At 70.8% G+C, this 13108-nt stretch carries 10 protein-coding genes; all 10 read left to right on the top strand.

Going from position 1 to position 13108, the window contains the following annotated elements; genetic code table 11:
* The first annotated feature begins 99 nt into the window (after positions 1–99).
* The 10 genes from IEX18_RS13765 (at position 100) to xylB (ending at position 13034) form a co-directional block, all read left to right on the top strand.
* Entirely contained in the window at positions 100–1734 is a 1635-nt protein-coding gene (locus IEX18_RS13765) for a TldD/PmbA family protein (RefSeq protein ID WP_188659298.1), read from the top strand.
* Positions 1735–1750: 16 nt separating this feature from the next.
* Complete coding sequence (locus IEX18_RS13760) at positions 1751–3085, top strand: TldD/PmbA family protein (protein ID WP_188659297.1); 1335 nt, start codon at positions 1751–1753, stop codon at positions 3083–3085.
* 309 nt (positions 3086–3394) lie between these two features.
* Positions 3395–4087, top strand: coding sequence for a DUF4159 domain-containing protein (locus tag IEX18_RS13755; protein WP_188659296.1), 693 nt, complete (start codon positions 3395–3397; stop codon positions 4085–4087).
* Between the two features lie 10 nt (positions 4088–4097).
* Positions 4098–5087 (top strand): AAA family ATPase, encoded by a 990-nt coding sequence (locus IEX18_RS13750; protein WP_188659295.1) that lies wholly within the window; start codon positions 4098–4100, stop codon positions 5085–5087.
* Positions 5080–5937, top strand: a complete 858-nt coding sequence (locus tag IEX18_RS13745; protein WP_188659294.1) for a DUF58 domain-containing protein — start codon at positions 5080–5082, stop codon at positions 5935–5937. Before IEX18_RS13750 ends, IEX18_RS13745 begins: the two co-directional genes overlap by 8 nt.
* Positions 5937–7052 (top strand): BatA domain-containing protein, encoded by a 1116-nt coding sequence (locus tag IEX18_RS13740; protein ID WP_229664568.1) that lies wholly within the window; start codon positions 5937–5939, stop codon positions 7050–7052. Before IEX18_RS13745 ends, IEX18_RS13740 begins: the two co-directional genes overlap by 1 nt.
* A 5-nt stretch (positions 7053–7057) precedes the next feature.
* Positions 7058–9163: a DUF4175 family protein gene (locus IEX18_RS13735; RefSeq protein ID WP_188659461.1), complete on the top strand. Its 2106-nt coding sequence runs from the start codon at positions 7058–7060 to the stop codon at positions 9161–9163.
* Positions 9160–10950: a carboxypeptidase regulatory-like domain-containing protein gene (locus IEX18_RS13730; RefSeq protein WP_188659293.1), complete on the top strand. Its 1791-nt coding sequence runs from the start codon at positions 9160–9162 to the stop codon at positions 10948–10950. The genes IEX18_RS13735 and IEX18_RS13730 overlap by 4 nt, the downstream gene beginning before the upstream one ends.
* 189 nt (positions 10951–11139) lie before the next feature.
* Positions 11140–12231, top strand: a complete 1092-nt coding sequence (locus IEX18_RS13725) for a fumarylacetoacetate hydrolase family protein (RefSeq protein WP_188659460.1) — start codon at positions 11140–11142, stop codon at positions 12229–12231.
* A gap of 17 nt (positions 12232–12248) precedes the next feature.
* Positions 12249–13034, top strand: a complete 786-nt coding sequence (xylB, locus tag IEX18_RS13720; protein WP_188659459.1) for a D-xylose 1-dehydrogenase — start codon at positions 12249–12251, stop codon at positions 13032–13034.
* Positions 13035–13108: the final 74 nt, after the last annotated feature.

Here is a 13108-nt window from a genome sequence, read left to right as displayed (position 1 = left end):
GGATAGTGTCTTGCATCACCATGACACGTCCGCTTCGGACGTAGCGTGGCAGGGAGGGCGGCAAGCCGCAAAGGCGCCGTCCATTGGGGAGACAAGGTCTTGCTGAGACGAGAATTCCTGACCGCCAGCGGTCTGGCGCTGGGTGGCGGGCTGCTGCCGGGCCTGATGGGTCGCGCGATCGCCGCCGAAGAGCTGCAATCGACCATGGACGTAGCGCTGAAGAAGCGGCTGGCGGACGCGGCGCTCAATGCCGCGAAGAGCGGCGGCTCGAGCTATTGCGACGTGCGCGTCGGCCGCTACCTGCGCCAGTTCGTCGTCACGCGCGAGGCGAATGTCGAGAATGTCGTGAACACCGAATCGACCGGTGTCGGCATTCGCGTGATCGCCGACGGCGCCTGGGGCTTCGCAGCGACCAACGAACTGACGCCCGAGGCGGTCGCCGCCGCTGCGCGCCAGGCGACCGCGATCGCCAAGGCCAATGCCAAGACCCAGACCGCGCCGGTCCGCCTCGCGCCCACGCCGGGGGTGGGCGAGGTGTCTTGGCGCACCCCGATCGTGAAGAATGCGATGGCGGTGCCGATCAAGGACAAGGTCGACCTGCTGCTCGGCGTCAACGCCGCGGCGCTCGGCGCCGGGGCGAACTTCGTCAACTCGATCCTGTTCATCGTCAACGAGCAGAAATACTTCGCCTCAACCGACGGGTCGTACATCGACCAGGACGTCCATCGCATCTGGGCGCCGCTGACGGTCACCGCGATCGACAAGGCGAGCGGCAAGTTCCGTACCCGCGAGGGGCTGTCGGCGCCGATGGGGCTGGGCTTCGAGTATCTCGACGGCAACGCCAAGGACAAGTTCACCTCGCCCAACGGCGTGGTCAACTACGGCATGTCGTACGACATGCGCGAGGACGCCATCGCCGCGGCCAAGCAGGCGCGCGCCAAGCTGACCGCACCGTCGGTGAAGCCGGGGCGCTACGACCTCGTGCTCGACCCGTCGCATACCTGGCTGACGATCCACGAATCGGTCGGCCATCCGCTCGAGCTCGACCGCGTGCTGGGCTATGAGGCCAATTACGCCGGCACCAGCTTCGCCACGCTCGACAAGCAGAAGGCGCGCTTCCCCTATGGCAGCGACAAGGTGACGATCACCGCCGACAAGGTGGAGCGCGGCACGCTGGGCGCGGTGGGCTATGACGACGAGGGCGTGAAGACCAAGAAGTGGCCGTTGATCCAGGACGGCAAGCTGGTCGACTATCAGGCTATCCGGGACCAGGCGCATATCCTGGGCAAGGCGGCGTCGGACGGCTGCTGCTATGCCGACAACTGGGCGAGCGTGCAGTTCCAGCGCATGGCCAATGTCTCGCTCCAGCCGGGCAAGGCCAAACAGTCGGTCGCGGACATGATCGGCGGGGTCGAGAACGGCATCTACATCATCGGCGACGGCAGCTTCTCGATCGACCAGCAGCGCTACAATGCGCAGTTCGGCGGGCAGCTGTTCTACGAGATCAAAAACGGCAAGATCACCCAGCAGATCGAGGATGTGGCCTATCAGATCCGCACCCCGGAATTCTGGAATGCCTGTGTCGGCGTCTGCGATGCCAGCGACTTCCGCTATGGCGGCTCCTTCTTCGACGGCAAGGGGCAGCCGAGCCAGTCGTCCGCGGTGAGCCATGGCTCGTCCACCGCGCGCTTCAACGGCATCAACGTCATCAACACCGCGCGCTCGCTCGGCTGATCCGGAGACCTGACCCATGAGCATCATGACAGAAGAGCAGGCCCGCGCCATCCTGACCAAGGTGGTCGGCATGTCGAAGGCCGACGAGTGCACCGCGCAGCTGACCGGCTCGATCGACGGCAACGTCCGCTTCGCGCTGAACAACGTATCGACCAGCGGCATCGTCTCGAACACCGAGCTGGGCGTGCAGGTCGCCTATGGCAAGCGGGTCGGCACCGCGACGATCAACCAGTTCGACGACGCCTCGTTGGAGCGGGTCGTGCGCCGGGCCGAGGATCTCGCCAAGCTGGCGCCCGAGAACCCCGAATTCGTGCCTGCCGTGCCCAAGCAGACCTACCGCCCCAGCGACACGTTCAGCGCGGCGACCGCGGCGATCACGCCCGAATATCGGGCCAAGGTGGCAGCCGATTCGATCGGCGCCTGCAAGTCCGAGAAGCTCGTCGCGGCCGGCTTCCTGCAGGACGGGCAGAGCTTCGTCGCCTTCGCCAATTCCAACGGCAATTTCGGCTATCAGCGCGGCACGCAGCTCGACTACACCTGCACGGTGCGGACCGAGGACGGGCGCGGATCGGGCTGGGTCGGGCGAAACTTGCAGGATTCGGCGGCGTTCAGCGCCGGCACCGATGTCCGCACCGGGATGCGCAAGGCCGCGGCCAGCGCCGATGCCCGCGCGCTGGAGCCGGGCAAGTACACCGTGATCCTGGAGCCGGCCGCGGCGGCCGGGCTGATCGGCTTCATGATGTACTTCTTCGGCGCGCGCGAGGCGGACGAGGGGCGCAGCTTCCTGTCGAAGAAGGGCGGCGGCAACAAGCTGGGCGAGCAGGTCTATGATCCGCGCGTCAACCTCTATGCCGATCCCTGGGCGGCGGGCGCGGCGGTGATGCCGTGGGACGGCGACGGCCTGCCGCGCGAGCGGATGGACATCATCAAGGACGGCAAGGTCGCGAACCTCAACTACACCCGCTACTGGGCGCAGAAGCAGGGCAAGAAGGCGGTCGGCACGCCCGGCAACCTGCTGATGACCGGCGGCACCAAGTCGACCGCCGACCTGATCCGCGGGACGGAGAAGGGCATCCTCGTCACTCGCACCTGGTATATCCGCATGGTCGATCCGCAGACCGTGCTGCTGACCGGCCTGACCCGCGACGGCACCTTCTATATCGAGAACGGTCAGATCAAATATCCGGTCAAGAACTTCCGGTTCAACGAGTCGCCGGTGATCATGCTCAACAACATCGACGAGCTGGGCAAGCCGGTGCGCGTGAAGGGCGACGAGGCCGACTTCGTGATGATGCTGCCGCCGATGAAGCTGCGCGACTTCACCTTCACCTCGCTGTCGGACGCGGTGTGATCGGTTGCTCGTCCTTCTCCCCTCCCCTTCAGGGGAGGGGGCGGGGGTGGGGCGTATCCACGGTCGTTGCGTTTGCGGAGGCACCCCACCCCAACCCCTCCCCTGAAGGGGAGGGGCTTGATCGCGAACTCCTCAGTCTGTCCCGTCACCCCGGCGGAGGCCGGGGTCCAGTTGCGGAACGGCTGAGATGAGGCGCTGCGTGAGTCAATCAAAGCCTTCCCAACTGGACCCCGGCCTTCGCCGGGGTGACGGGAAGGTGGTTGGCGACGGCAAGCTTGTGGATGGACGCCCGTACTGGTGGTTGGGTTGATGGAGCGCCGATCGTTCCTCCGTGCGGCCCTCGCGGCGGCAGCGATCGGCGCTGCCCCCCGCGCCCTCGCGGCCCCCGCCTACGATTTCTGGTTCACCCGCCTGCGCTATGATTCCGGCGATTGGGACGTCGACCAGCGCATGCCGTCGAACCTGCTGACCGCGCTGATCGACTATACCAACATGCGCGTCGATCCGAAGGAGCGGGTGGTGCCGCTGGCGGATCCGAAGATGCTGGCGGCGCCCTTCTGCTATATGGCCGGGCACAAGCTGGTGGAGTTCTCGCCCGTCGAGCGGCGCAACTTCGAACGCTATGTCCGCAACGGCGGCTTCGTGCTGGTCGACGACTGCAACCACGATATCGACGGGCTGTTCGCCACCTCGTTCGAGCGGCAGATGGCGGCGATCTTCGGGCCGCGCGCCTTGCAGAAGCTGCCGGCCAGGCATCCGCTCTATACCAGCTTCTTCAAGTTTCCGGGGCCGCCGGCCACGACGTTCGAGCTCAACGGCTGGGGCGACGATCTCGTCCACGACTATCTGCGCGGCATCTCCATCAACGGCCGTCTGGGCGTGCTCTACAGCAACAAGGATTACGGGTGCGAATGGGACTACGACTGGCGCAACAAGCGCTTCCTGGCGGAGGACAATACCCGCTTCGGCGTGAACATCGTCATGTATGCGCTGAACGCATGAAGGCGGCGCGATGACCGAGGCGGAGGTCGAGACCACGCTGGCGAAGCTGAGCGGCCTGCGCGCGGCGATCGGACAGGCGATCGTCGGGCAGGAAACGGTGGTCGAGCAGCTGCTGGTCGGGCTGATCGCGGGCGGGCACTGCCTGGTGGAGGGGGTGCCGGGACTGGGAAAGACGCTGCTGGTGCGTTCGCTCGGCCAGGCGCTCGATCTCGGGTTCCGGCGCGTGCAGTTCACCCCGGACCTGATGCCCAGCGACATTCTCGGCACCGAGTTGCTGGAGGAGGACCATGGCACCGGCAAGCGGCATTTCCGCTTCCAGCCGGGCCCGGTCTTCACCAACCTGCTGCTCGCCGACGAGCTCAACCGGACGCCGCCCAAGACCCAGGCGGCGCTGCTGGAGGCGATGCAGGAGCGGACGGTGAGCTATGGCGGGGTCACCCACCAGCTGCCCGCGCCCTTCTTCGTGCTGGCGACGCAGAACCCGCTCGAACAGGCGGGCACCTATCCGCTGCCCGAGGCGCAGCTCGACCGGTTCCTGCTCCACGTCCGGGTCGATTACCCGACCGCCGCGGAGGAGCTGGCGATCCTGTCGCAGACTACCGGCAGCCACAGCGCGGAGGTGCCGCGGGTGATGGCGGGCGAGGAGATCCTGGCGGTGCAGGCGCTGGTGCGCGAGGTGCATCTGTCGGGCGATCTGATCGACTGGATCAACCGGCTGGTGCGCGCGAGCCGGCCCGGCGACGCGGCGATGCCGCAGGGGATCGCAAGCTATGTCCGGTGGGGCGCGGGGCCGCGCGCCGGCCAGTCGCTCGTGCTGGCGGCCAAGGCCCGGGCGCTGCTGCATGGCCGGCTGGCCGCGACGCGCGAGGATGTGGCGGCGCTCGCCGGGCCGGTGATCCGCCATCGTCTGCTCCTCGCCTTCGCCGCCGAGGCGGAAGGGGTGAGCGCCGATAGGGTGGTCGAGCGGCTGGTGGCGGGGGTGCGCGGCCCCGGTGCCTGAGCTGATCCCGGCCGATGTTCGCCATCGCCTGCGCGACCTGACGCTCTCGACGCGCCGGGCGGTGGGGGACCGCGGGCTGGGCGCGCATCGCAGCGCCAGCCGCGGCGCCGGCCTCGAATTCGCGCAGTATCGGCCCTACGAACAGGGCGACGAGCCGCGCCAGATCGACTGGAAGCTCTACGGCCGGTCGGACCGCTTCTTCGTGCGCGAGGCGGAGCGCGAGAGCCCGGTCGCGCTGTGGATCCTGCTCGATGCCAGTGGCTCGATGACGACGGGCGGCCGGTTCGATGCCGCCCGCGGGCTGACGGCGGCGCTGGCCGAACTGGCGCTGTTGCAGGGCGACCGCTTCGCGCTGGCGGTGCTGGGCGACGGGCGGCTGCAGGTGATGCCGGCGGGAGGCGGCGCACGGCAGCGGGACCGGCTGCACCTGATGCTCCATTCCTTGAGCGCGGCCGGCGGGTCGACCGACGAGGCCGGTCTTGCGCCCCTGTGGGAGCGGATCGGCCCGCGCGACCTGATCGCGGTGATCAGCGACTTCTTCGATCCCGCGATTGCCGCGCTGGCGGTGCGGATGGCGGCGGCGGGGCGCGAAGTGCTCGCGATCCAGGTCCTGACGGTGGAGGAACGCGATTTCTCCTTCGAAGGCGGGCACCGCTTCCGCGATCCGGAGACGGGCGAGGAACTGGTCGGCGATGCCGCGGCACTGCGCGACGAGTTCCTCGCCCGGTTCGGCGCGGCGCAGGCGGCGCTGCATGCCGAGCTGGACGCGGGCGGCATCCGCCACGCCGAATTGGTGACCGACCAGCCGCTCGACACCCCGCTCCGCCAGCTGTTCGGGCGGCGCGGCTGATGCCGGTGCTGTTGTTCCCGGTGGCGCTGGCCGCACTGGCGACGCTGCTGGTGCCGCTCGCCATCCATCTTGCTCGCCGCACCGAGACCCGGCCGATCGACTTCGCCGCGCTGCGCTGGCTGCGGCAGAAGCCGCGGCCGCGGCATCGGCCGCGCTTCGACGAGCCCTGGCTGCTCGCGTTGCGCCTGCTGCTGCTCGCGCTGATCGCGCTGTGGCTGGCGAAACCTGCGCTCCCTGGCAGCGCGGATCGCCGGGCCGTGATCGCCTATGCGCCGGGCCTGACGATCGCGGCGCGCACCAACGTCCGGCAGGTCTGGCTCGCACCCGGCTTTCCCGCGGTCGAGGCCGGGACCGAGCCGCCGGCCTTTGTACCGCTCGCCAGCCTCATCCGGGAGCTCGATGCGGACCTGCCGGCCGGCGTATCGCTGACGCTGGTCGTGCCCGCGCGGCTCGACGGGCTCGATGCCGAGCGGCCAAGGCTGTCGCGCCGGGCGGCATGGCGGATCGTCGCGGGCGGAGAGGCTTCTGCCGTGCGCAGGGTGCCGCCTCCCGAGCTATCCGTCCGCTACGCGCCGGAACGGGCGGGCCAATTGCGCTATTGGCGCGCGCTGGCCGCGGCATGGCAGGTCCAGCGACCCGATGTCGCGACGCTGGACGCGCCGCCTGGCACCGCGCGCATGGTGATCTGGTGGGCCGGTGGCGTGGTGCCGAAGAGGGTGTTCGACCGCGTCGCCACCGGCACCACGGTGCTGGTGCCCAAGGACGCGCAGGCCGACGCGCGCTTCGTGCCCGTCTGGTGGGACTCGCTGGGCGCTCCGCTGGCGGAGGCGGCGCGGATCGGGCGGGGGCGTCTGATCCGGTTGAACCGAGACCTCACCCCGGCGGCGATGCCGATTCTGGTCGAGCCCGGCTTTGCGGCGGCGATGCAGGACCTGCTGTCACCGTCGCCACCGCCCGGCCGTGCCTTCGCCGTCGATTATGCGCCGCTGACCGGCGGGCCGGCGCCGGATGAGCCGGTACGCGATCTTGCCCCCTGGCTGGCCTTGGTCATCGCGCTGGTCTGGCTCGCCGAACGCTGGCTCGCGACGCGTCGCCGCCGCGGGGTGAGCCCGTGAGCGCGATGGAGGATGTGGGCCGCTGGGCGGCATCGGCCCGGCGCCGGGCGCGACTCGCCGATGTCGCCACGGGCGCTCCGCTGGTGCTGGTCGCGGCGCTGGGCACGGCACGGCTGCTGAGCTGGATGGCGGGTGCGATCGTCGGGCTGGGTCTCGCGCTCGGGCTGGCATGGCTGGCGATGCACCGGGCGCAGCGGTTCGGGCGGGCGTGGCTCGTTCGCGCGCTGGACGCGGCGCGCGGCGATCTGGAGGACAGCAGCGACCTGCTGTTCGCGGAGGACGCGAAGCTGGGGCCGCTCCAACGGCTGCAACGGGCGCGGGTCGGCGCACGACTGGCCGCAGCGCCCGTGCCCGATCTCGGCCCCGCATGGCCGACGCGCCCGATCGTGGCGGCCTGGATCCTGGCGGCGATCGCCCTCATGGCCCTGTTGCTCTGGCCCGCGCCGCGTCCCGGTGTGGCGCTGGCGCCGGCGCAGGAGGGCGGACCGGCAAGGCCGGGCGTGCCGCGGCTGGTCGGGCAGCGGCTGACGGTGGTTCCGCCCGCCTATACCGGATTGCCTCCACGCCCGCTCGATCTACTCGACGCGCGGGTGCCGCAGGGGTCGCGGCTGCGCTGGGAGCTGCAATTCTCGCCCGAGCCGGAGGCCGCGCGGATCGTCGCGCCGGGTGGCGGCGACCTGCCGCTGCGCCGCGCCGGCGATCGGTGGACGGGGGAGAAGGCGGCGGACCGGTCCTTCCTCTATCGGGTGACGGCGGCGGGAATGGACGCGCGGGCGGCGCCGCCACTGCATCGGATCGACGTGGTGGCCGACCAGCCGCCGCGCATCCGCGTCGTCGCACCGTCGCGCACGCTGAGCATGGTGACGCGGGGACAGCGCAGCTGGGCGCTGCGGTTCGACGTGAGCGACGATTATGGCGTCGCGCCGGTCGCCCGGCTGCGGCTCGTCCTGGCGCAGGGCGAGGGCGAGAATGTCGCCTTTCGCGAGCGGATGCTGACCCTCACCGGCAGCGGCCCGGCAAGCCGGCGGTCGTTCGCGACGCAGATCGATCTGGCCGCGGCCGGCTTTTCCGAAGCCGGCGATCTGGTCGCGCAGCTGATCGTCGCGGACAATCGCGCACCGCAGCCACAGATCGTGCGCGGCGCCAGCCTGATCCTGCGCCGGCCGCCGGCCGCCTTGGCGGAGAGCGGAGTCGAGGCGTCGGTGCGGCGGGTGATGCCGGCCTATTTCCGCAGCCAGCGCCAGATCATCATCGATGCCGAGGCGCTCATCCGCGAGCGGCCGCGGCTGGCGGCGGATCGGTTCCTGTCGCGCTCCGACGGGATCGGCGCGGACCAGCGGCTGCTCCGACTGCGCTACGGGCAGTTCATGGGCGAGGAGACCGGCGGCGGCGCGACCAATGCGATGCCGACCAACGACGAGGAGGATGCCGCGGCCAAGCCCGCCGCCCCGGGCGACGAGCATGCGGGCGAGGCCCCTGCACCTCCCGCCGCCTTCGGCGCGGCGGGGGACGTGACTGCCGAATACGGCCATACCCATGACGAGTCGGAGGCGGCGACGCTGCTTGATCCCGGCACGCGTGCGACGCTGCGCCAGGCGCTCGACGCCATGTGGCAGTCCGAACTCGCGTTGCGGCAGGGCGACCCGAAGCAGGCGCTCGTTCCGGCCTATCGTGCGCTGCGCTTCATCAAGCAGGTACAGCAGGCGACGCGCATCTTTCTGGCGCGCACGGGCACGCAGCTGCCGCCGATCGACGAGGGGCGGCGGCTGACCGGAAAGCGGGACGGTATCGAGCGACCGGCGCTGCCGCCGCTCGCGCCCGGCCTGACTCCCGATGCCGCTCCGGTCGCAAGCTGGCAGGCGCTGGCGGGCGGCGGCGACGCCCGGCTGGGAGCGCTGTCGCAATGGCTGGCAGGGCGGGGCGGGCGGATCCGCGATCCGCTCGCCATCGCGGCGGCGGTCGACGCGGTCCGGCGCGATCCGGGCTGCGGCGCCTGCCGCCAGCGTCTGCGCGGGCTGCTCTGGAGCGTGCTGGTGCGGCCGGCGCCGGGCGTCCAGCGGCGTGATGCGGGCGACGCGATGGCGCGCCGCTACGCCGAGGCGCTGCGATGACGGCCGAGCGGGGCGTCGCGCTGATCCTGGTCCTCGCGGTCGTCCTGGCGTGGGGGCGGCTGGGCTGGTGGCACGCACGCTCGGGCGTGCGCGCCCGGTGGTGGCGAGTGGCGGCCCTGGCGGGAGCGCAGCCGGTTTGCGCGGCCCTGCTCTTCCTCGCCCTCTTTCCGCCGCCGGCCGCGCGTGGCGACGCCGGGCTGGTCGTTGCAACCGAGGGCGCGCCGCGGATCGTGGTGCTCCGTCCTGGCGAGCAGCTGGTCGCCCTGCCCGAGGCGGGACCGATCGCGGGCGCGGAGCGCGCGCCGGATCTCGCCACGGCGCTGCGCCGCCACGGCGAGGCAAGCCGGTTGCGGATCGTGGGCGGGGGCCTCGCAGCGCGGGACCGGGAAGTCGCCGCGGACGTGGCGCTGCACTACGAGCCCGGCCCGGAACCGAGGGGGCTGGTCGGCCTCTATCCCCCTGCGCCGGTGGTGCCGGGTGCCGCCTTCACGGTCGGCGCGCGCGTGGCGGGCGGAGCCGCCGCACGCGTCGACCTGCTCGACCCGGCCGGCCGGGTCGTGGATACCGCCAGGCCCGCCGCGGACGGCTCGGTGCTTCTGGGCGGCACGGCCAGAACGCCCGGCGCGGCCCTCTTCACCCTCCGCGTGCGCGGGACCGGACTGGAGGAAGACGCCGGCGTGCCGGTCGTGACCGAGGCGCCGCCCGCGACACGGTTGCTGATCCTCGCGGGCGCGCCAGGTCCCGAGGTCAAATTCCTGCGGCGCTGGGCGACCGATGCCGGGATCGTCACCGGGCTGCGCATCGCCGCGGGAGGCGGGGTGCGGCTCGGCGAAGCGAGCCTCGATCCCGGCACGCTGGCCCGCACCGATGTCGCGATCTTCGATATGCGCGCATGGTCGGCGCTCTCCTCGGCCGAGCGGCAGGCTGTGGCGGCGGCGGTACGCGGCGGCATGGGGGCAGTGTTGCGGGTCGACGGCGCAGTGACCGGATCGGTGCGCGCGGACTGGCGCGCTTTGAGTCTCGACCTCGCAGGCGGTGAGGCTGTCGCGCCGGTTGCGCTCGCGCCGGCCGCACCAGGCGGTGCGGCGCTGGAGGCCCGGCGCGGGCCCGGCATCGCGGAAAGCTCAATGGCTTCGGCCGGCGAGCGCGGCGAGTTGCCGGCGCTCACGCGGCGGATCGTGGTGGCGGGCAACGCTACCCCGCTCGTGCGCGACGGCCGCGGCGCGGCGCTCGCCCTGTGGCGTCAGTCCGGTCGCGGGCGCGCGGGCGCGTGGCTGGTCGAGGACAGCTTCGCCCTGGTCACTGCGGGACATGGGGATCGCTATGGCGAGCTGTGGAGCGCGCTGCTGTCGACCGTCGCGCGCCCGGTCGATCGGCGGACGGCGCGCCTGCCGTCCCTGCCACGGGCCGGCGAGCGTCTGACGGCCTGTGCGGTGACCGGGCGCGACGCCGTCGTCGATCCGGCCGGTCGTACGACGGCGCTGCTCGTCGATACCGGGGGATGCGCGGGAATATGGCCGGAGCGGGCGGGCTGGTACCGGCTGACGGGCGCCGGCGGGCTCGATCAGCTCTTCTATGTCCAGCCGCGACAGGCATTGACTCGGCTGCGGGCGGAGGAGCGGCGACGGGCGACGATGGCGCTGGCGGGGGGCGAAGCGTCACGCACGATAGGTCGCGCCGGGGTGGTGGCGAAGACGTCGTCCTGGCCGTGGATCGCGCTGTGGTTGGCGGCGGCGGCGCTGCTCTGGTGGTTCGAGCGGAGTCGCCTGGGCCGGCGATCGACCTGACGCGCCGATACCGCCGATTTCGCCATGCGGGCGATTGACGAGCATCACGCAATTCGGGCTGGCGATCCGTCGCAAAACGATGCATCCAGAATACGCTGCGTACTTGACGCCTGCTCGGGCTTGACCGATACCGCTAACACGAACGGAGGGGTGTGCGTGGCAGAGAATGGGCCCGGCGTGACCGGCGCAATGCCGGCGGATTGGCGGCAGGGATTGTTCGTGGGGCGGATCGATCGGGGCGAGGGCCCCGTTCCCGTCGTTCTGCGCGACGGCGTGTTGCACGACATGACTTTCGTCGCGCCGACCGTGTCGGCCCTGGTCGCGGGCGGCGACTTCACCGGCGGTACGCCGATCGGGCCGCTCGAGGAGCTCGATCCGGCGCAGCTTCTGTCGCCCATCGATCTGCAATGCGTGAAGGCGGCGGGCGTGACCTTTGCCGTGTCCGCGCTCGAGCGGGTGATCGAGGAACGCGCGCGCGGCGATCACAACAAGGCGAATGAGCTGCGCGGCCGGCTGGAAGCGGCGCTGGGCGGCGGCATCCGCTCGGTGGTGCCCGGCTCCGCCGAGGCTGCGGCGCTCAAGGACGCGCTGATCGCGGACGGCATGTGGTCGCAATATCTGGAGGTCGCGATCGGCCCGGATGCGGAGATCTTCACCAAGTCGCCGGTCCTCTCGACCGTGGGCTGGAACGCGCCGATCGGCGTCCGCTCGGATTCGACCTGGAACAATCCCGAGCCGGAGATCGTGCTGCTGGCCGATGCGCACGGCCGCGCGGTCGGCGCGACGCTGGGCAACGACGTCAACCTGCGCGATTTCGAAGGTCGCTCGGCCCTGCTGCTCGGCAAGGCGAAGGACAACAACGCCTCCTGTTCGCTGGGGCCGTTCGTGCGGCTGTTCGACGCGGGCTACACGATCGAGGACGTGCGGCAGGCGGACGTTGCCATGACCATCGAGGGAACCGATGGCTATGTGCTCGACGGGCATAGCACGATGCGCGAGATCAGCCGCGATCCCGAGGATCTGCTGCGCCAGGCGCTGAGCGAGCATCACTATCCCGATGGCCTGGTGCTGTTCTGCGGCACGCTGTTCGCGCCGACCAAGGATCGTGACGAGCCGGGCCGCGGCTTCACCCACAAGGTCGGCGACCGGGTCACCATCGCCAGCTCGCGGCTGGGGACACTGGTCAACACCGTCACCACCTCTCGCGATGCGCCCGCCTGGCAGTTCGGGATCGGCGCGCTGATGCGTAATCTCGCCCGGCGCGGGTTGCTGGCAGAATGAGCATTTCGGACACTATGATGCTGCAACAGACGAGCGGACACGGCACCCGGGCGATATATCCCAGCCTGGAGGATCGCGCGGTGATCATCACCGGCGGTGCTTCGGGTATCGGTGCGGGGCTGGTCGAGGCGTTCGTCGCGCAGGGCGCGCGGGTCGGTTTCGTCGACATCGCCGATGCGGACGGCGCGGCGCTGGCGGACACATTGTCGCGCACGGCGAAGCATGCGCCGATCTATCGCCGCTGCGACCTGACCGACCTGTCGAACATCGGGCCGGTGTTCGGCGAACTGGAGGCGATGCTCGGCGGCGTCGATATCCTGCTGAACAACGCGGCGAACGACGATCGGCACAGCGTGGCGGAGGTGACGCCCCAGTTCTGGGACGATCGCATGAACGTCAACCTGCGGCACCAGTTCTTCGCGGCGCAGGCCGTGGCGCCCGCGATGGAGCGCGCAGGTCGCGGCGTGATCCTCAATTTCGGGTCGATCAGCTGGCACCTCGGCCTGCCCGACCTCGTCCTCTACCAGACCGCGAAGGCGGCGATCGAGGGCATGACGCGGGCGATGGCGCGCGATCTCGGCCGGGCGGGCATTCGCGTCAACACGATCGTGCCGGGCAACGTCCAGACCCCGCGGCAGGAACGCTGGTACACGCCCGAAGGCGAGGCGGAGATCGTCGCCGCCCAGTGCATCGACGGCCGCATCCAGCCCGCCGACGTCGCGGCGCTGGCGCTGTTCCTGGCGTCCGACGACGCGCGGATGTGCACCGGCCACGACTATTTCGTGGATGCCGGCTGGCGCTGACGGGCGCCGGCCGATCGACCGGCCTCTCATCCACCAAGAGGCGGTTGGCGCCACACCGACCCGTTCGTGCTGAG

This window comes from Sphingomonas metalli, assembly GCF_014641735.1.
In the GTDB taxonomy this organism is placed as follows: Bacteria; Pseudomonadota; Alphaproteobacteria; order Sphingomonadales; family Sphingomonadaceae; genus Sphingomonas; species Sphingomonas metalli.
This window is presented reverse-complemented; position numbering and strand designations above follow the sequence as displayed.